Consider the following 17,443-nt stretch of genomic DNA (forward strand, 5'->3'; position numbering starts at 1 on the left):
CCTAACCTCTTGATTTTCAGCCTCGACGGAACGTGATTGGAGCCTTTCGCAGGCAGCGCCATTTCTCATCGTGAGAACTTTGTGTCGGGGCCGCCATTGGCAGGGCCCCTCAATGATGAGGGACGGTCATGTCGCTGAAGAAAATCGCCGCAATTGCAGCTGCCATGCTGGCGGCCGCCAGCCTTCTGGCTGCCGTCCCGACCGAGGCCAAGCAGCCCAAGAAGGTGAAACCGCCATTTGCGCTGACTGAGATCGACCGCAATGGCGATCGGAACATTTCCGCCAAGGAATGGAACTGGGCCGAGAAGCACGGCTATGACCGCCTCACCAGGCAGGGTAGCCAGGTAACGCGCAAGACCTACCAGGCCCATGTGAACCGTTATTACAGCTATGTCGATTGGCGCGACGATCACGCCGGCGCCACCTGGTACGGCCATAAGACCGGCGGCACCGCGCCCTGGGAGCTGGACCACCGCTAAACCGCCATGCCGTAGCGTCGCCCGGCCGGTCGCGCGGATCTAACGGCCTTGTCACGCCGGCGCCAATTGCACCTTTTCCGCCAATGGCTTAGAGTCGAGCCTTCATTTTCTGCCTGAACCACTGGTTGGGGCTGAAGCCGGCCTGCCCGCCTAGATACAGCGTGGGCGTCGCCGGCTGAATTGCCAATCGCGGGAGAATCAGGCGGGGGGTCGGGTTTGAGCGGCCTGAAAAAAGGCGCGGGGGCGAAGGTCATGGGCAAGGGCGATCAGGATTCCGGCACGGCGCGCAGCCTCCTCAAGGCCGCCGCTGGAAACGACCCGGCCACCCGCCACCACAAGCGCGCGGTCCTCCTTGGCACCCTGCTGACGGTCGCCTGGTTCATCGCCTATGGCTGGCATGTGGCCGACGCGGTCGGGGTCGAGAACCTGCAGGACCTGATGCCGGCCGAGCTGGCGCAGATCATCATCGCCTTGTTCGCACCCGCCGTCTTCGTCTGGGTCGTCATCGGCTATGTCATGCGCGGGCGCGATCTTGAACGCCAGACGGCGCTGCTGGCCCAGCAGCTCAACATGTTGACCTATCCCAACCCGCAGGCCGAGCAGCGCGTCGCCACCGTGGCCGACGCCATCCGCCGCCAGACCATCGAATTGAAGGCCGCGACCGAGGATGCCGCGGCAGCACTCGCCCAGATCGAAAACCGCTTCCAGCACCAGCGCGGCGACCTCGACGCCGCCGCCAAGGCGGTGCGTGTCGAAACCGAAGGCGTCGCGGCGCAATTGGGCCAGCAGCGCCAGCTGCTTGCCGACATGCAGACGGTGCTGGGCGAACAAAAGGCCGCGCTGAAGAAAGCGGGCGATCAGGAGACGCAGGCGCTGCAGGCGATCGCCGCCGATTCCGCCGAGCGCGTGGTCGCTGCCTTCGAGGCCAAACGCCAGGACATCAACGACATCCTGGAACGCGTGCTCGATCACGGCTCATCGGTGCGCGATGCGGTGGAGCGGCAGGCCGAGATCCTCGCCGACAGCGCCGAGAAGGCGACGCAGGGCATGCGCAGCGAACTCACCCTTCTCGCCCGGCGCCTCGACGAGGCCGGCGAAGCGGCCAGGCGCGAAGGTCGGGCGCTTGCCGAAGCGGGCGACCAGCAGCTGGCCTCGATCAACGAGATCATCGGCAAGGCAGCGCGCGAATTCAACCAGCAGCTCGACGCCCTCAGTCGCAGCACGGTCGAGGCGATCGATGCCGGCAAGCGCCATTCGGTGGAAGCCGAGGGTGCACTGCGCCAGGTCGTCGCCGAAATCGCCGCCCAGGCCGGGCGCCACGCCAATGACGTGGCGCAGGCCCTGGCGCTGCAGCTGCAAGGCATCAACGCGGCCAAAGCCCAGGCGATCGATGCCGGCGAGGAATTGCAGGCCGCCTTGACCACGCAGGCGGCGCGCTTGTCCGAGCGCACCACCGATGCCTTCGCCCAGATGCGCGGCGAGATCGCGCAGGAGATCGCGACCCTCAAGGAGAGCGAAGACAAGGCGGCAGCGCGCTACCGCGAACTGGACCGCAACATGGCGGCCCATCTTGGCGCCCTCGACAAGGCCTTCGAGACGGCGGGGAGTGCCTTGGAATCGCGCTCGGCTGCCGAGCAGGCAAGCATCACGGCAGCCACCGAGGCGACCGAGACCCGCATCAACGCGGTCCTTGCCGCGATTGAGCGGCAGAGCCGCGACATGCACGACCAGGCGGAGGCGAGTGCCGAGCGCTTTGCCAATACCTTGCGGCGCCATCACGAGCTGGTCTCGGCGACGGCGACCGCGACAGTGGGCGAAGTCATGCGCAAGACCACCGAGATCCAGCGCCAGATGCGCGAGGAGGGCGATCTGTCGGTTGCCGCTGCCAAGTCGCTGGCCGAGGATTTCACCAATTCGCTGGCCCGCATCGGCGAGATCGTCGCCGAAAGCTCGACCCGCGCCAGAAACGACAATGCGCTGCTGGAAGAGACCACGCGCCATCAATCGGAGCGCCTCACTGCTGCGGCCCTTGCCGCCGCCGAACAGTTCCGCACCTCGCTCGACCGCATGTCCGGTGACACGGCGACGATGATCCGGGCGCTGATGGACAAGATCAGCGAGCAGAACCAGGCGGTGAAATCGGCGCTTCGTACCGAGGCAACCGATTTCCAGGAAGCGACGGGCCGCGTCGGCGAGCAGATCGGCCAGCGCTTTGCCGAAATGCTCAAATCGATCGAAGCTGTGGCCGCCACGGCCAGCACCGAAACCGATGGCCTCGTCGCCAAAGTCGACGCGCAAGGAGCGCGCCTCAACATCGCCGCCGATGCAGCGGCCCAGCGCCTGCGCCAGCAGATCGATGCCGAGACGGCAAAGCTTGCCGAACTCGGCGAGGCGGCCGATACGCGGCATGGCGATCTGGTGAAGGCCATCGACAATGCCCATGCCGCGTTGAGCGGTGCCGCCGATTCCCATGCCGAGCGCTTCGGCAGCCTGCTGAAGCGGCAGGAGGAGCGTTTGGCCGTCCTGGGCGACGCCCAGGAAGCGACCAGCCGGCGCCTGGGCCAGACGGTGGATGCACAAGGACATCTGCTGGAACAAGCAGCCGACCGCGCCGCCGAGCGCCTGGCACAGCGGCTGCGCGAAAACGAGATAGCGTTGTCCGCCGGCATCGCCGCCCTGGTCGCCGAGACGAAAACGCTCGACGCCACGGTCGCCACCCAGCGTGAGAAGCTCAGTGAAGCCGGCAACGAAGCCAGCGCCAGGATCCGCGCCGAGCTTGATACGCATGCCGTATCACTCAACCGGATGGCCGGCGATCTTGCCGCCACGGTCGGCCTGCTGAGCCAGGCAGTCGATGCCGAAGGTGTCGCCCTGGCGCGGGCGCTGCAATCGAGCAGCGACAAGACCATGGCAGATTTGCGCGCCGAGACAGAACGCCAGCAGGTCGCCATGACGGCCCATGCCGAAACCTTGTTGGCGCGCCTCCGCGCCAATGAAACCGCCATCACCGCCAATGTGAACGATGTGATGGAGCGGGCGGCGACCCTGGATACGGCCATTGCCGACCAGCGCCAGCGCCTCTCTGACGCCGGCAATGCTGCAACCAGCCAGATCCGCGGCGAGTTGGACGCCCACGCCGTGGCACTCAACGAGATGGCAGCGGGCCTTGCCGCCTCGGTGCAAATGCTGAGCCGCGCCGTCACCGCCGAACAGGCGACGCTCACGCAGCATTTCCAGGCGACCGGCGAGAAGGCACTGGGCGATCTTCGCGCCGAGAATGAGCGGCAGCGCCAGTCGATGAGCGATCATGCCGAGGCCCTGCTCACCCATCTGCGCGGCAATGGTACCGCCATCGACGCCCAGGTGAAGGACGTGCTGGAACGGGCGGCGACACTCGACAGCGTCATCGCCCAGCAGCGCGAGCGCCTGCGCGAGGCGGGCGAGGCGGCGAGCGGCCAGATGCGCAGCGAGCTCGACGCCCATGCGGCCCGGATTGAGGCCATGGCGGCCGGCATCGGCGAGAAGGTCGCCGGCCTCACCGCCACCATCGGCACGGAAAGCGGTCGCCTGGATGAGAATTTCCGCCACACCACCGACCAGACCATCGCGCGGCTAAAGGAGGCCTTCACCGCCCAGGAAGGCGAAATCGACCGCATCGCCGCGGCCCTCGGCCTCAAGGTGTCGGGGCTTGGCGACACGGTGAAAAGCGAGAGCCTTGCCCTCGCCGACGCGATCCAGAGCGCTGGCGACGGCGCGGTAGCGCGCCTTAAAGGCGAGATCGAGCGGCAGATCTCCGGCATGGAGGGCCTCACCGCCACGCTGATCACGCGGACGACGGCGCTCGACGGCACGATCCTCAGCCAGCGCGACCACCTGGTCGAAGCGGCGGCGGCGGCGGCCGAGGGGTTCCGCGACATCCTGCGGCGCCAGGCCGACGAATTCGTATCGGCGGCCGAGGCGGTCGCCAGCCGGTCGGCAGCACTTGAAGGCATCACCCACGCCCAGCGCGACGAGCTGATCGCCGCGTCGAAACATGCCGCCGAGCATTTCGCCGGCGCCTTGCGCCTGCAGGCGCAGGAGATTGCTGCCGCCACGGCCGCAGCCGTGCAGCAGACGGAAGGCCTGGGTGCCGCCGCCCGCGTGCAGGCCGAAAATCTTGCCGCCATGATGGCCGAGAGCACGCGCCGCTTCGAAAGCGTCACCGCCGAGCATGGCGCCAGCCTGGCGGATGCCGGCGAGAAGGCCGGCAATGCCGTGCGCGAGAAACTGGCCACGCAATATGCCGAGATCGATCGCCGCTTTGCCGAGATCGTGGCCCAGGGCGACAAGCTGCATGGGAGCGCCGACGAACAGGCCGTGACCCTGGGCAAGGCCGCCGAACAAGCCGCCCAGGTGGCAATCGCCATGCGCGATGCGCTGGCTGACCAGGCCCGCCAAGTGGGGATTGTCGGCCTCGAGATCAACGAGAAGGCGCTCGAGGCCGGCCGCGTCATGCAGCGCCAGGCGGGTGACCTGGCCGAGGCCCTGGGTGCCATCGTGCAAAAGAATGCCGCGACCCTGAAAACCGCCACCGAACAGGCGGGCGTTCAGGCGATCGAACTGGGTCAATCGTTGATGCGCCAGAACGACGATCTGGCCACGGCCCTTGGCCGCACGCAGGCCGCCACCACCGAGATCCGCAATGCCCTCAAGGCGCAGATCGAGGAATTGTCGGCAGTGACACAGAAGGTCGAAGTCGAAGCCCGCGTCATCGGCACCGTGTTCCGTACCGAGGCCGATACCTTGCGCGAGGCGGCGGAGAAGGCATCAGGCACGGCCGGCGATCTGCAACAGCGCATGCGCGACGGCCTTGCCTCGCTGGACGACATCGCGACTGCGGCGTTGGCCAAGGCATCGCAATTGCACCAGGACGTGGCGCGTCAGAGCGAATTGGTGAAGCAGGCGACCGAGGAGGGCGGCAAGCGCACGGCGGAACTGGCCGGTCTTTATGAGGGCCATGCGCGGCAATTGTCGCAGGCCTCGGAAATGGCGCGCGACAAGCTGGAGCAGATGGGAAAATCGCTGGCCGCACAGGCCGAGATTCTCTCCACCATCACCGACCAGGCGGTTGGACGCCAGCAGCAGCTCAACGTGACGCTGGGCCAGCGCGTCGAGCAACTGGCAGCGGTCGGCAAGGAAGGCCAGCAGCAGCTCTCCACGCTCAACATCTCGGCGCAGAACCTTGCTGAATTCCTGCGCGGCACCACGTCGGAAAGCACGCGTCAAGCCAAGGACACGATCCAGCTGTTCCGCGACGGTGCCGAGGCGCTGTCGCAGGTGACGAAGAAGGCGGCGCAGCAGGTGAACGGCGTCAAGGCAGCGGTCGGCGAGCAGATCACCGAGCTCAGCGATCTCTCGGTCAAGGTCCATGACATGGCCGAGCAGGTGCGTGGCCAGCTCCGCGCCCAGGCTAAGGAATTCTCGGACGCCGCCGCAGCCGCCAAGGCCTCGGCGGAAGGCGCGCGCGGCGACGCGCAGCAGGCCTCGGAAATCCTCAACCGACAGGTGGAATCGCTGGCCCAGGCCGCGGCGCGCATGAACCAGCACTTGTCCGGGCTCGGCAGCGATATCGACAAGCGCATCGAGGCGATGAGCCGAGCCGCCGAAAACGCCGCTGGCCGCGTCGGCGCCATCGGGCAGAGCTTCGAGCGGCAGGCAGAAGGATTCGGCCGCGCTCTCGACCTCGCCCAGGCCAAGGCAGCCGAGCTTGGCGAAGCGTTCCGCACGCAGAGCCTCGATCTTGCCAAGACCTCGCAGATCGCGCTGGAGCGCATCGACAAGCTGCGCGAGACCCAGACCAATTCGACCCGCGACAGCTTCCTGCGCGCGGCCTCGGTAATGATCGAGGAGCTGAACGGCCTGGCGCTCGACATCCACAGTCTCCTCGACAACGAGGTGCCGGAGGATATCTGGAAGCGCTACCGCGAAGGCGACCGCTCGGTCTTCGCCAGGCGGCTGTTCCGCAACAAGGATACCTACGTCATCCCGGCGATCGAGCAACGCTACAACCGCGACGAACGCTTCCACGACATCGTCGATCGGTACATCAAGAAGTTCGAGGACCTGTTGGCCCAATCCGCCAAGGCGGACCCCGAGGCGGTACTCAACGCCGCCATTATCACGGCCGATGTCGGCAAGCTCTATCTGGTGATGGCCAAGAGCCTGGGCCGCAGCCTGGAGAATTGAGCGACGTCGCAATTTGGTCAGTCGTCATCCGAAAGGAGCAGCAGCGGGCCTGGCTGGCTGCGCAGGAAGCCGGGTTTACTGGCATAATTCGACCCGCCAAAGACAGGGCGGCGGGAGCGATCAATGCACCAGCCGCATACCGACGATCGCCTGGGCGATGGACTGGCCGCCAGATGCATTTAGGGGCGTGGGGCGTCTTCACAAAAGTCATTTGCTTAACAGGCGCCAAACGCGATCATGGCGCCATCTGGCACAGAGTACGGGCACCCCATGGCACAAGACTTTGCAACCCACACCGCCGACATCCTGGCCGGCATCCGCGCCGATGGCTTCTGGAAGGCCGAGCGCGTCATCGCCACGCCCCAGGGGGCCGATATCGCGCTCGCTGACGGGCGGCAGGTCCTCAATTTCTGCGCCAACAATTACCTGGGCCTGGCCGACGATGCCCGGCTCATCGATGCCGCCAAGGACGCGCTTGATGCCCATGGCTTCGGCATGGCGTCAGTACGCTTCATCTGCGGGACCCAGGACATCCACAAGCGGCTCGAGGCCGACATCGCGCGCTTCCTCGGCACCGAGGACGCGATCCTCTATTCCTCTTGTTTCGACGCCAATGGCGGGCTGTTCGAGACCCTGCTGGGCGAAGAAGACGCGATCATCTCCGACGCGCTCAACCATGCCTCGATCATCGATGGCGTCCGCCTCTCCAAGGCCAAGCGCTTCCGCTATGCCAATAACGACCCGGCCGATCTCGAGGCCAAATTGAAGGAGGCTGATGCCGCCGGCGCCCGCTTCAAGCTCATCGCCACCGACGGCGTTTTCTCGATGGACGGGATCATCGCCGATCTCAAGGCCGTCACGGATCTCGCCGCCCGCTACAACGCCCAGGTCATGGTCGATGACAGCCATGCCGTCGGCTTCGTCGGCGAGGGTGGCCGCGGGTCGGCGGAATATCGCGGCGTGCAGAACAAAATCGATCTTTTCACCGGCACCTTCGGCAAGGCGTTGGGCGGTGCATCGGGCGGCTATATCGCCGGGCGGCGCGGGCCCATCGATCTGCTGCGCCAGCGCTCGCGGCCGTACCTTTTTTCCAACTCGCTGATGCCGGCGATCGTGGGCGCCACCAGCGCCTGCCTCGGCCTCATCGCCTCTGACGAGGGTCGCGCGCTGCGCGGTCGCCTGGTCGAGAACGGGCGGCATTTCCGCCAGGCGATGAGCGCGCTGGGCTTCCGCCTGGTTCCTGGCGAGCATCCGATCATCCCGGTCATGCTGGGCGATGCCAAGCTGGCGACCGCCATGGCCGACGCGTTGCTGCAGGAAGGCATCTATGTAATCGGCTTCTCCTATCCCGTGGTGCCCAAGGGCCAGGCGCGCATCCGCACGCAGATGTCGGCCGCCCATTCCCGTGAAGACATCGACCGCGCCGTCACAGCCTTTGCCAAGGTCGGCAAGGCCCTCGGCGCGATTTGAAGGAGGACATGATGAAAGCCCTGGTCAAAGAGAAAGCCGGTCCCGGCCTGACGCTGATGGATGTGGCCAAGCCAGAAGTCGGCCATAACGATGTCCTCATCCGTATCAAGAAGACTGCGATCTGCGGCACCGACATCCATATCTGGAAATGGGATGAATGGGCGGCCAAGACTGTGCCAGTCGGCATGCATGTGGGCCATGAATATGTCGGCGAGATCGTCGCCATGGGCGAGGAGGTGCGCGGCTTTTCCCTGGGCGACCGCGTCTCGGGAGAAGGCCATGTCACCTGCGGCTATTGCCGCAATTGCCGCGCTGGACGACGGCATCTCTGCCGCAACACCTTCGGCATCGGCGTCAACCGCCCCGGCGCCTTTGCCGAATTCCTCGCCCTGCCGGCGGTCAATGCCTTCAAGATCGCCGACAATATCAGCGACGATCTCGCCGCCATCTTCGACCCCTATGGCAATGCGACGCACACCGCCCTCTCGTTCAATCTGGTGGGCGAAGACGTGCTGATCACCGGTGCCGGTCCGATCGGCATCATGGCGGTGGCCATCGCCAAGCATGTCGGCGCGCGCCACGTGGTGATCACCGACGTCAATGATTACAGGCTGGATCTTGCCAAGAAAATGGGCGCCACCCGCGCCGTCAATGTGGCAAGCGACAGCCTTACCGACGTGATGAAGGAACTCGGCATGGTCGAGGGCTTCGATGTCGGCCTTGAAATGTCGGGTGTGCCCACGGCCTTCAACACCATGCTCGAAGTCATGAACCATGGCGGCAAGGTAGCACTCCTCGGCATCCCGCCCGGAAACACCGCGATCGACTGGAACAACGTCATCTTCAAGGGCCTGGAGATCAAGGGCATCTATGGCCGCGAGATGTTCGAGACCTGGTACAAGATGGTGGCGATGCTGCAATCGGGCCTCAACCTGTCGCCCATCCTCACCCACCAATTCGCCATCAAGGATTATGTCGAGGGATTCAAAACCATGCTCTCTGGCCAGTCCGGCAAGGTGATCCTCAACTGGCCTTGATCAAAGAAAAGAGACGTCGCGCCAAAAAAAGACCCGCCCAGAGGGCGGGTCAGGAGCATGGCTGGCAACGTAGGGGGAAACTCAAATCGATCGCGACTGAATAGGGGAGTCTCAGTCGAATTAATGCGTGGTCTTGCTCTTTGGTTCCTTGGTTTCTTCGGTCGGAATGACAACGCCAGCGACCTTGCCGTTCGAGGCAGCACCGTCGCCTTCCGGATTGCCGTCAACGCCCAGGATCTGGATCGCCTCGCGCACCGAACGCAGACGCTCGGCCGTGCTCGACGAACCGGGACCGGTCATGTTTTCTTCCGCAGCCACCAGCAACAGGCCCAAATCATAATCCCATTGCTGCAGCAATTTGAGTTTCTGCGGTCGTGAGAGATCGTCGTCGGCCAGCAGTTTTGCCGGATTGCCATAGGCCTTGTCGACGTCCTGCATGGCCGTGTCGAATTGCTTCTGCTGCATGGCATTTCCTCCGCGCATCGTGATGCGATCGCTTACATGTTGAAACGGGCAGCGACTGCCGGGGTTCCCGTCAGTGGAACAGGAACCAGATCACGATGAGAACCGGGATCGGCACGCCGAGTAGCCACAACAATCCATAGCGCATGAAAAATCTCCGTCTTCGATGAGGCAAAGGCGCTAGCTTGCGGACGCATACGTTGATGCGCTCGCCTGTCTCGCGCGCGATGATGTCGATAACGGGAAAGACAACCGCCGGCCCGGCCGGCGGTTCCCAGGTTTTAGCCGGCCTTCAGGATGCGGGCGGCAAAGAAGCCGTCGAGCCCGCCTTGGTCGGCGAGATGCGATGGCAGCGAACGGAAATCGCCTGCGGGGGAGATGAGCTCAAAAAGGCCGCCCACTTCTTCGGTGTGCAGGCGGTCGCGCTTCAGATTGCCGTGCCGCGAGAGTAGCGCCTCGACACGGTCGGGGCCCTCCTCGGGCTGCAGCGAGCAGGTACAGAAAATGAGCGTGCCGCCGGGTGCCAGCAGTGAGACCGCCTTGTCGAGCAGCCGGTCCTGGGTCGCCGTGAGCTTCCCCAGATCGCGCGGGTCTTTGAGCCAGGCGACGTCGGGATGGCGGCGGATGGTGCCGGTTGCCGAGCAGGGCGCATCGAGCAGCACTGCGTCGAAATCGCGGCCACGATCCCAGAGTGCCGCGTCGGCTGCTTCAAGTTCGGCATGCAGGCGCAGGCGTTCGAGATTTTCTTTGACACGCGCCAGCCGCGGCCGCGAGCGGTCAAGCGCCGTCACCTGGGCACCGGCAGCGGCCAGCTGCGCCGTCTTGCCACCGGGGGCTGCGCAAAGATCGATGACGCGTTTCCCCGCCACATTGCCCAGGAGCCGCGCCGGAATTTGCGCGGCCAGATCCTGCACCCACCAGGCGCCGTCGGCGTAACCCGGCAGGTCTTCGACCCGCTGATGCAAACGCTCACCACCTTCGGAAGCGGCCGGGCGGCGCAACGTACCGGGAAGCGGCATGACGCGGGCATGGAGCTGGCTTGCCCAATACTCCGCTTCGGCCGGACGGCGGCAGCAGAAATCGAGCGGCGGTTCGTAAAGATGCGCGGTCGCAATCTGCGTGGCCTTGGCCACGCCGTAAGCCTTCACCCAGCTTTGCCACAGCCAGTCGGGGAGGCTCACCGCACCGGCAGGGGCGGAGGCCAGGAAGGCCTGCGGGTCGCGCGCGATGCGGCGGAGCACCGCGTTGATGAGGCCCTTGAAACCGGTTTCGCCACGGTCGCCGGCAAGCGTCACCATGGTATCGACGGCGGCATGGGGTGCGGTCGCCAGGAACATGATCTGGGCCGCACCGAGACGCAGGATGTTGCGCACGATGAGCGCCCGGGCGGGGAGCGGCTTTTCCAGGCATTGGCCCAGCGCGTGGTCGATCTGGCCCATATGGCGCAGAGTGGTGGCGACGAGCGCGCGCACGAATTGGCGGTCGCGGGTGGCGAGCTTTTCCAATTCGGCATGCTCGCCCAGCGCCTCGTCGAGCGGTTTCCGGCGCCGGAACACGGCGTCCATCAGGTCGAGTGCGATTGATCGGGCGGAAAGGATGGGTGAATCGCTGCTGCCGCCCGTTTCGGGCTGGGCATCGCGGGCATCTCGCGCCGGGACGTCACGGGGAGATGAAGGTTCTTTTGACGACATGGCCGCCCTGATAGCGGATTGGCGGGCACTTGTCTAACGACCAGGGGCCGGATCCAGGCCTATTTCGCCAATTTTCGCCTGTTTTCCGCAAGCGATGTGCGCCCGGTCACCCCTCGATGACGCGCTGTTTGGGCAGCCACAGGGTCACACGGGTGCCGATCCCGAGGCGCGAATGCAGATCGAGCCGGCCGCCTTGCGCCTCGGCCAGCGCCCTGGCGATGGGGAGGCCGAGGCCAGCCCCTTCATGACCGCGGACGAAGGCGTCCTGCACCTGTCCGAAAGCGGAAAAGACCAGCGGGATATCTTCGCTGGCGATGCCGATGCCGGTATCCGACACAGCGAGCGCCAGGCCATCTCCGGCCTCGCCCGGATTGACCCGGGCGGCATCGACCCGAATCTCGCCGCCGGGCAACGTGAACTTCACCGCATTGTTGACCAGGTTAAGAAGAATTTGCGTCAGCGCGCGCTCATCCGCCTGCACCATGGGCAGATCCGGCGGCACGGCATTGACCAGCTTCAGGCTCTTGGCGTGGGCGGCATTGGCGACCAGGTTGAAGGCGCTGCGCGTGAGATCGCCAAGATCGCACGGCGCTTCGCGCAGTTCCATCCGGCCCGCCTCGATCTTGGAGAGATCGAGAATGTCATTGATGATGTTGAGCAGCAGCCGGCCGCTCTGATGGATGTCGCCGGCATAGGCCTGGACCTTGTCCGGCCCCAGGGGGCCGATGGCATTGCGGGCGAGGATCTCGGAAAAGCCCAGGATCGCGTTCAAGGGCGTGCGCAATTCGTGGCTCATATTGGCGAGGAATTGCGATTTCGCCTGGTTCGCGGCCTCGGCATGTTCCTTGGCGTCGATCAGCTCTTCCTGGGCCATTTTCGCCTGTGTGGTCTCGAGGCCGATGCCGCCGATGGCGACCATGGCGCCGCTGTCGTCGGGGATCGGGAATTTGATGTTGCGGTACCAGCGCGTGCCGCCGTCGCGCGGATAGGCGATCTCGCGGATGACCGGCGTGCCGGCAGCCAGCATGTCTGCTTCCAGAGCCTTCACCCCATCGGCACCGGACGACTTTTCGACATCGTCGATGCGCTGGCCCAGCATCGCCTCGGGTGTCTGGCCATAGAACCGGGCGCAGGCGCGGTTGACCATCAGGTAGTGGCCGGAAAGATCCTTCACCGACATGGTGATCGGCGCATGCTGCATGAAGGCACTGAGGCGCGCCTCGCTCGAGCGCAGCGCCTGCGTGCGGTTGGCGATCTCGCGCGCCTGGTCGCGCAGCAGGGTTTTGAGCGCGATCTGACCGCCGCATTGGTTGGCGAGGCGCACGAGGGCGCTTTGCTGTGCCTTGGTCAGTTCACGGGGGCGCCGGTCGATCACCGAGAGCGTGCCGAGGATGGCCCCGCTGCAGGATTTGATGAGCGCCGAGGCATAGAAGCGGAAGCCCCATTCGGTGACCAGCACATGCCCGGCAAAGCGTGCATCGCGGCTGAGATCGCCCACTTCAAAAACGCCGTTATGGCGGATCGCCTCGTCACAGAAGGAATCGGCACGCGGAAATTCGTGGAGGTCGACACCATGGCAGGATTTGAACCACAGCCTTTGGGCATCGACGAAGGAGACCAGGGCCAAAGGCGTCTCGCAAATCTGCGCCGCCAAGGCGGTGAGGTCGTCGAAATTCTGCTCGGCGCCGGTATCGAGAATGCCGCTGTGATGCAAGGCGGCAAGGCGCCGTTCTTCCCATGCCGCAACGGCTGCGGGATCCGTTGGATAGGGGTCGGCCGCCACATGACCACTGTAATGGTCCATCAGGTCATTGGCCTTGGGCAGCAAGCGTCTCTCCCGTCCCCAGCTCCGGCGCCCGCCCGTGGCAATACATTCCGCATTAACGATTTTCGCGGAAAAGGGCGAAACGCTACATTTAAGCGGTATTTCTCATACAATTCGTAAGATTCTGGCGTATCTCCCACAAGTCTTTTTTCGCAGGGCTGGAATAAAGTGAACGGCCGGCAGTCCAGGGACCGCCGGCCGCATCCTTCGGCCAATTGGGGGATGTCGGCCGCTCAGCCCTTGATGAAGGCCAGCAGGTCGGCGTTCAACTGGTCCTTGTGGGTATCGGTGATCCCGTGCGGCGCCCCCGGATACACTTTGAGGACCGCGCCCTTCACCAGCTTGGCCGAAGACCTGCCGGCGGCGTCGATCGGCACGATCTGGTCGTCATCGCCATGGATCACGAGCGTCGGCACGTCGAATTTTTTGAGATCCTCGGTGAAGTCCGTTTCCGAGAACGCCTTGATGGAATCGAACGTGTTCTTGTGGCCGCCCGTCATGCCCTGCAGCCAGAAGGAATCGATGGCGCCCTGGGAGGGCTTGGCGCCGGGGCGGTTGTAGCCAAAGAACGGCCCGCTGGCGATGTCCTGGTAGAGCTGCGAGCGATCCTTCAACGACCCGGCGCGAATGCCGTTGAAGACGTCCAGCGGCAGGCCGCCCGGATTGGCGGCGGTCTTCACCATCAAGGGCGGCACGGCGGAGACCAGCACGGCCTTCGCCACACGCGCCGTGCCATGGCGGCCGATATAGCGCGTGATCTCGCCACCGCCGGTCGAGAAGCCGATCAGCACGATGTTCTTCAAGTCGAGATGGTTGATCACCGCCGCGAGGTCGTCGGCGTAATGATCCATGTCATTGCCGTCCCAGGTCTGGCTCGAGCGGCCATGGCCGCGGCGGTCGTGACCGATGGCACGGTAGCCGGCATTGGCGACATGCAGCATCTGCGCTTCCCAACTGTCGGACGACAGTGGCCAGCCATGGCTGAAGACAACCGGCTGGCCGGTCTTGGGGCCCCAATCCTTGTAATAGATCTCGGTGCCGTCCTTGGTTTTGACGAAGCTCATGATGTCTTGTCCCTTCTTGATCTTTTTCGCATGGGAGAAATGAGGCGCGAGGTTACGCCTTCTTCAAAGTAGAAGTGATGACATCATCCGTCGATACGACCTTCGCATAGGAGCCGAGGGCCGCCATGAACGACGCGTGCACATCGCGCGCCGGCACTTTGACGCCGTTGAACTCGGCATCGCGCGTGGCACAGGCATCATGGGCCAGCGTCACCTTGTAGCCGAAATCGGCGGCGGCGCGCGTGGCCGCATCGACGCACATATGGCTCATCGCCCCACAGACGACGAGGTCTTTGACGCCGGCCGCATCAAGCTTCGCCTTGAGGTCGGTGCCAAGGAAAGCATTGACCTCGCTCTTCACCACCTGCGCCTCGCCGGCGGCGGGCTTCACCTTGGGATGGATCTCGGCACCCGCCGTGCCTTTGGTGAAGAAGGGTGAGTCCGCTTCTTCCATGACGTGCTGCACATGAAAGACCGGATGTCCGGCCGCACGGGCGGCGGCGATGAGCCTCGCCACATTGTCGCTGGCCTCATCCATGTTGCTGAGGGTCCAGCGGCCGCCGGGGAAATAGTCGTTCTGTACGTCGACGACGAGAAGGCCGTTTTTGCTCATGGGGGAACACTCCTGAAGGTTGGCGTTTCGATATGGCTTTTTTAGCCAAGGCCGCGCATTCTGCCCATTGGCAGAACTGACATAGATCAGGTCAAAACTGACAAATGAGCGTGAGTCCCAAATTCATCGATATCGGCATCCTTGATTATCCCGGCGCGCAGGCCGCGGCACTGCATGGCCTGACCGACATGTTCCTGGTCGCCAACCGGCTTTGTGCCGAGCAGAATTTGCGCAACGTGCCGATCTTGCGGGTCAGCCATTGGGCCTTGGGCGACGGGGGCCAGGTTGCGCGCGGCGCCATCTCGCCGGAGGGAACGCCGAAATCCCTCGACGTCGTCATCCTGCCGCCCAGCCTCGGCGATCCGGTCTGGACCGACAGCCGCGACCCGCTGCTGCGCTTCCTCAAAAGCCAGCACAGCAAGGGTAGCGTCATGACGTCGGTTTGCGCCGGCGCCTTCCTGCTGGCCGAGGCCGGCTTGCTCGATGGCCGGCCAGCGACCACGCATTGGTCCTTGGCGGAAGAACTGCAGATGCGGTTTCCTGAGATCGCGGTCGATGGCGATAAGCTGGTGATCGAGGATGGCGATGTCATCACCGCCGGCGGCGTCATGGCCTGGGTGGAGTTGGGCCTCAAAGTCATCGAACGCTTCATCAGCCCGACCATCGTCCTCAGTGTGGCGCGGTTTTTCCTGGTCGACGCTGCGGGCCGCGAGCAGCGCTTCTATTCGGCCTTTGCCCCCAAGCTCGCCCATGGGGACGCCGCTGTGCTCAAGGTTCAACATTGGCTGCAGCGCCATGCATCGGAGAAAGTGACGCTGCCGCAGATGGCGGCGCAGGCCAAGCTTGGCGAGCGCACCTTTCTGCGCCGCTTTCAAAAGGCGACGGGCCTCAACCCCACACGCTATCTGCAATCACTGCGCCTCGCGAAGGCACGCGAGATGCTGGAGCTTGGCACGCAAAAGATCGACCAGATCGCCTATCGCGTCGGCTATGAAGACCCGGGCGCCTTCACCAAGCTGTTCCAGGCGCAGATCGGTTTGACGCCAAGCGAGTATCGGAAGAGGTTCGGGGTGGGGGCTGGGTAGATTTCCACAGCTTCAATTGTCATGGCCCGCGAAGGCGGGCCATCCACGAGTTACTGCGCAACCGAAGAAAGAGACTCGTGGATGCCCCGGCCAAGCCGGGGCATGACAAGTGATGGCGTGCCACTACAAAATGAACTTCGATAGATCCGTGTTCTTCGCCAGCGGCGCCACGCGTTCGCGGACATAGGCGCCGTCGATGGTGACGGTCTTGCCGCCCATCTCGGAAGCGGTGAAGCTCACTTCCTCGAGCAGGCGTTCCAGCACCGTTTGCAGGCGCCGGGCGCCGATGTTCTCGACGGTCGAATTGATCTCGGTCGCCAGATCCGCCAGGGCGTCGATGGCATCATCGGTGAAATCGAGCGTCACGTCCTCGGTCTTCAGGAGCGCCACATACTGCTTGATGAGGCTTGCTTCCGGTTCGGTGAGGATGCGGCGGAGATCGGCACGCGTCAGCGCATCGAGCTCGACGCGGATCGGCAGGCGGCCCTGCAATTCGGGCAGCAGGTCGCTGGGCTTGGCGAGATGAAAGGCGCCTGAGGCAATGAAGAGGATGTGGTCGGTCTTCACCGCGCCATGCTTGGTGGCGACCGTCGTGCCTTCGATGAGCGGCAGCAGGTCGCGCTGCACGCCTTCGCGGCTGACATCTGCGCCGGCGCGGCCTTCGCGGGCGCAGATCTTGTCGATCTCGTCGAGGAAGACGATGCCGTTCTGCTCGACGGCACGGATCGCCTCGGCCGTGACCTTTTCCTGGTCCAGCAGCTTGTCGGCTTCCTCGGCCACCAGTACGTCATAGGAGTCGGAAACCGTCATTCGCCGCGTCTTGGTGCGGCCGCCCAACGCATTGCCCAGCATGTCATTGAGATTGATCATGCCCATCGAAGCACCTGGCATGCCGGGAATATCGATGGTGGGCAGAGAGCCGCCGCCGCTGTCCTTCACCGTGAGCTCGATCTCCTTGTCGTCGAGCTCGCCCGTGCGCAGCATGCGGCGGAACTTGGCGCGCGTTTCGGCACCCGATCCTTCGCCGACCAGCGCATCGAGCACGCGTTCCTCGGCCAGCGTTTCGGCCTTGGCGCGCACCTGGCGGCGCATCTTTTCCTTCGACATGGCGATGCCGATTTCGATGAGGTCGCGGATGATCTGCTCGACATCGCGCCCGACATAACCGACCTCGGTGAACTTGGTCGCCTCGACCTTCAGGAAAGGCGCCTGGGCCAGTTTGGCGAGACGCCGCGCGATCTCGGTTTTGCCCACACCGGTCGGGCCGATCATCAGGATGTTCTTCGGGCTCACTTCCTCGCGCATGCCGTGGTCCAGCTGCTGGCGGCGCCAGCGGTTGCGCAGGGCGATGGCAACGGCGCGCTTGGCGTCGTTCTGCCCGACGATGAAACGGTCGAGTTCCGAGACGATCTCGCGCGGCGTCAATGCAGAGGTAACGAGCGGTTCTTCGGCTTTGGGTTCGGATTTGCGGGCGCTACCGGTGTCGGTCATG

11 protein-coding genes are annotated in these 17,443 nt (G+C 64.5%); 5 read left to right on the forward strand and 6 right to left on the reverse strand.

Annotated features, from left to right (window positions below; genetic code table 11):
- The first annotated feature begins 128 nt into the window (after positions 1-128).
- The 4 genes from SMD31_RS09255 to tdh all read left to right on the forward strand — a co-directional run bounded on the left by SMD31_RS09255 (position 129) and on the right by tdh (position 9,211).
- Positions 129-479, forward strand: coding sequence for a hypothetical protein (locus SMD31_RS09255; protein WP_320500529.1), 351 nt, complete (start codon positions 129-131; stop codon positions 477-479).
- A 216-nt stretch (positions 480-695) separates the two neighbouring features.
- On the forward strand, positions 696-6,704 hold the full coding sequence (locus SMD31_RS09260) for a hypothetical protein (RefSeq protein ID WP_320500530.1): 6,009 nt from the start codon (positions 696-698) through the stop codon (positions 6,702-6,704).
- Between the two features lie 270 nt (positions 6,705-6,974).
- Positions 6,975-8,174: a glycine C-acetyltransferase gene (locus SMD31_RS09265; protein ID WP_320500531.1), complete on the forward strand. Its 1,200-nt coding sequence runs from the start codon at positions 6,975-6,977 to the stop codon at positions 8,172-8,174.
- 8 nt (positions 8,175-8,182) lie between these two features.
- The gene (tdh, locus tag SMD31_RS09270) at positions 8,183-9,211 is read left to right on the forward strand and encodes an L-threonine 3-dehydrogenase (RefSeq protein WP_320500532.1); all 1,029 of its coding nucleotides are present in this window, start codon (positions 8,183-8,185) and stop codon (positions 9,209-9,211) included.
- Between the two features lie 120 nt (positions 9,212-9,331).
- Here the strand turns inward: tdh and SMD31_RS09275 are convergent, their stop codons facing one another.
- The 5 genes from SMD31_RS09275 to SMD31_RS09295 form a co-directional block, all read right to left on the reverse strand.
- Positions 9,332-9,676, reverse strand: coding sequence for a hypothetical protein (locus tag SMD31_RS09275; protein WP_320500533.1), 345 nt, complete (start codon positions 9,674-9,676; stop codon positions 9,332-9,334).
- Between the two features lie 278 nt (positions 9,677-9,954).
- Complete coding sequence (locus tag SMD31_RS09280; RefSeq protein ID WP_320500534.1) at positions 9,955-11,364, reverse strand: RsmB/NOP family class I SAM-dependent RNA methyltransferase; 1,410 nt, start codon at positions 11,362-11,364, stop codon at positions 9,955-9,957.
- A gap of 106 nt (positions 11,365-11,470) precedes the next feature.
- A complete protein-coding gene (locus SMD31_RS09285; RefSeq protein WP_320500535.1) occupies positions 11,471-13,192 on the reverse strand; it encodes an ATP-binding protein in 1,722 nt (573 codons plus the stop codon).
- Positions 13,193-13,422: 230 nt separating this feature from the next.
- Complete coding sequence (locus SMD31_RS09290; RefSeq protein ID WP_320500536.1) at positions 13,423-14,253, reverse strand: alpha/beta fold hydrolase; 831 nt, start codon at positions 14,251-14,253, stop codon at positions 13,423-13,425.
- Between the two features lie 52 nt (positions 14,254-14,305).
- The gene (locus SMD31_RS09295; RefSeq protein WP_320500537.1) at positions 14,306-14,866 is read right to left on the reverse strand and encodes a cysteine hydrolase family protein; all 561 of its coding nucleotides are present in this window, start codon (positions 14,864-14,866) and stop codon (positions 14,306-14,308) included.
- Between the two features lie 110 nt (positions 14,867-14,976).
- Here SMD31_RS09295 and SMD31_RS09300 point away from each other — a divergent pair, with 110 nt between their 5' ends.
- Positions 14,977-15,951, forward strand: coding sequence for a GlxA family transcriptional regulator (locus SMD31_RS09300; protein ID WP_320500538.1), 975 nt, complete (start codon positions 14,977-14,979; stop codon positions 15,949-15,951).
- Between the two features lie 123 nt (positions 15,952-16,074).
- Here the strand turns inward: SMD31_RS09300 and hslU are convergent, their stop codons facing one another.
- Positions 16,075-17,442, reverse strand: a complete 1,368-nt coding sequence (hslU, locus tag SMD31_RS09305; RefSeq protein WP_320500539.1) for an ATP-dependent protease ATPase subunit HslU — start codon at positions 17,440-17,442, stop codon at positions 16,075-16,077.
- Position 17,443 lies beyond the last annotated feature (1 nt).

Source organism: Dongia rigui (assembly GCF_034044635.1).
In the GTDB taxonomy this organism is placed as follows: domain Bacteria; phylum Pseudomonadota; class Alphaproteobacteria; order Dongiales; family Dongiaceae; genus Dongia; species Dongia rigui.

Bases quoted from the DNA above. Each gene is read 5' to 3' on its own strand.
- SMD31_RS09290 (WP_320500536.1), bottom strand. From the start codon at position 14,253: ATGAGCTTCGTCAAAACCAAGGACGGCACCGAGATCTATTACAAGGAT.
- SMD31_RS09265 (WP_320500531.1), top strand. From the start codon at position 6,975: ATGGCACAAGACTTTGCAACCCACACCGCCGACATCCTGGCCGGCATC.
- SMD31_RS09255 (WP_320500529.1), top strand. From the start codon at position 129: ATGTCGCTGAAGAAAATCGCCGCAATTGCAGCTGCCATGCTGGCGGCC.
- SMD31_RS09280 (WP_320500534.1), bottom strand. From the start codon at position 11,364: ATGTCGTCAAAAGAACCTTCATCTCCCCGTGACGTCCCGGCGCGAGAT.
- hslU (WP_320500539.1), bottom strand. From the start codon at position 17,442: ATGACCGACACCGGTAGCGCCCGCAAATCCGAACCCAAAGCCGAAGAA.
- SMD31_RS09275 (WP_320500533.1), bottom strand. From the start codon at position 9,676: ATGCAGCAGAAGCAATTCGACACGGCCATGCAGGACGTCGACAAGGCC.
- SMD31_RS09295 (WP_320500537.1), bottom strand. From the start codon at position 14,866: ATGAGCAAAAACGGCCTTCTCGTCGTCGACGTACAGAACGACTATTTC.
- tdh (WP_320500532.1), top strand. From the start codon at position 8,183: ATGATGAAAGCCCTGGTCAAAGAGAAAGCCGGTCCCGGCCTGACGCTG.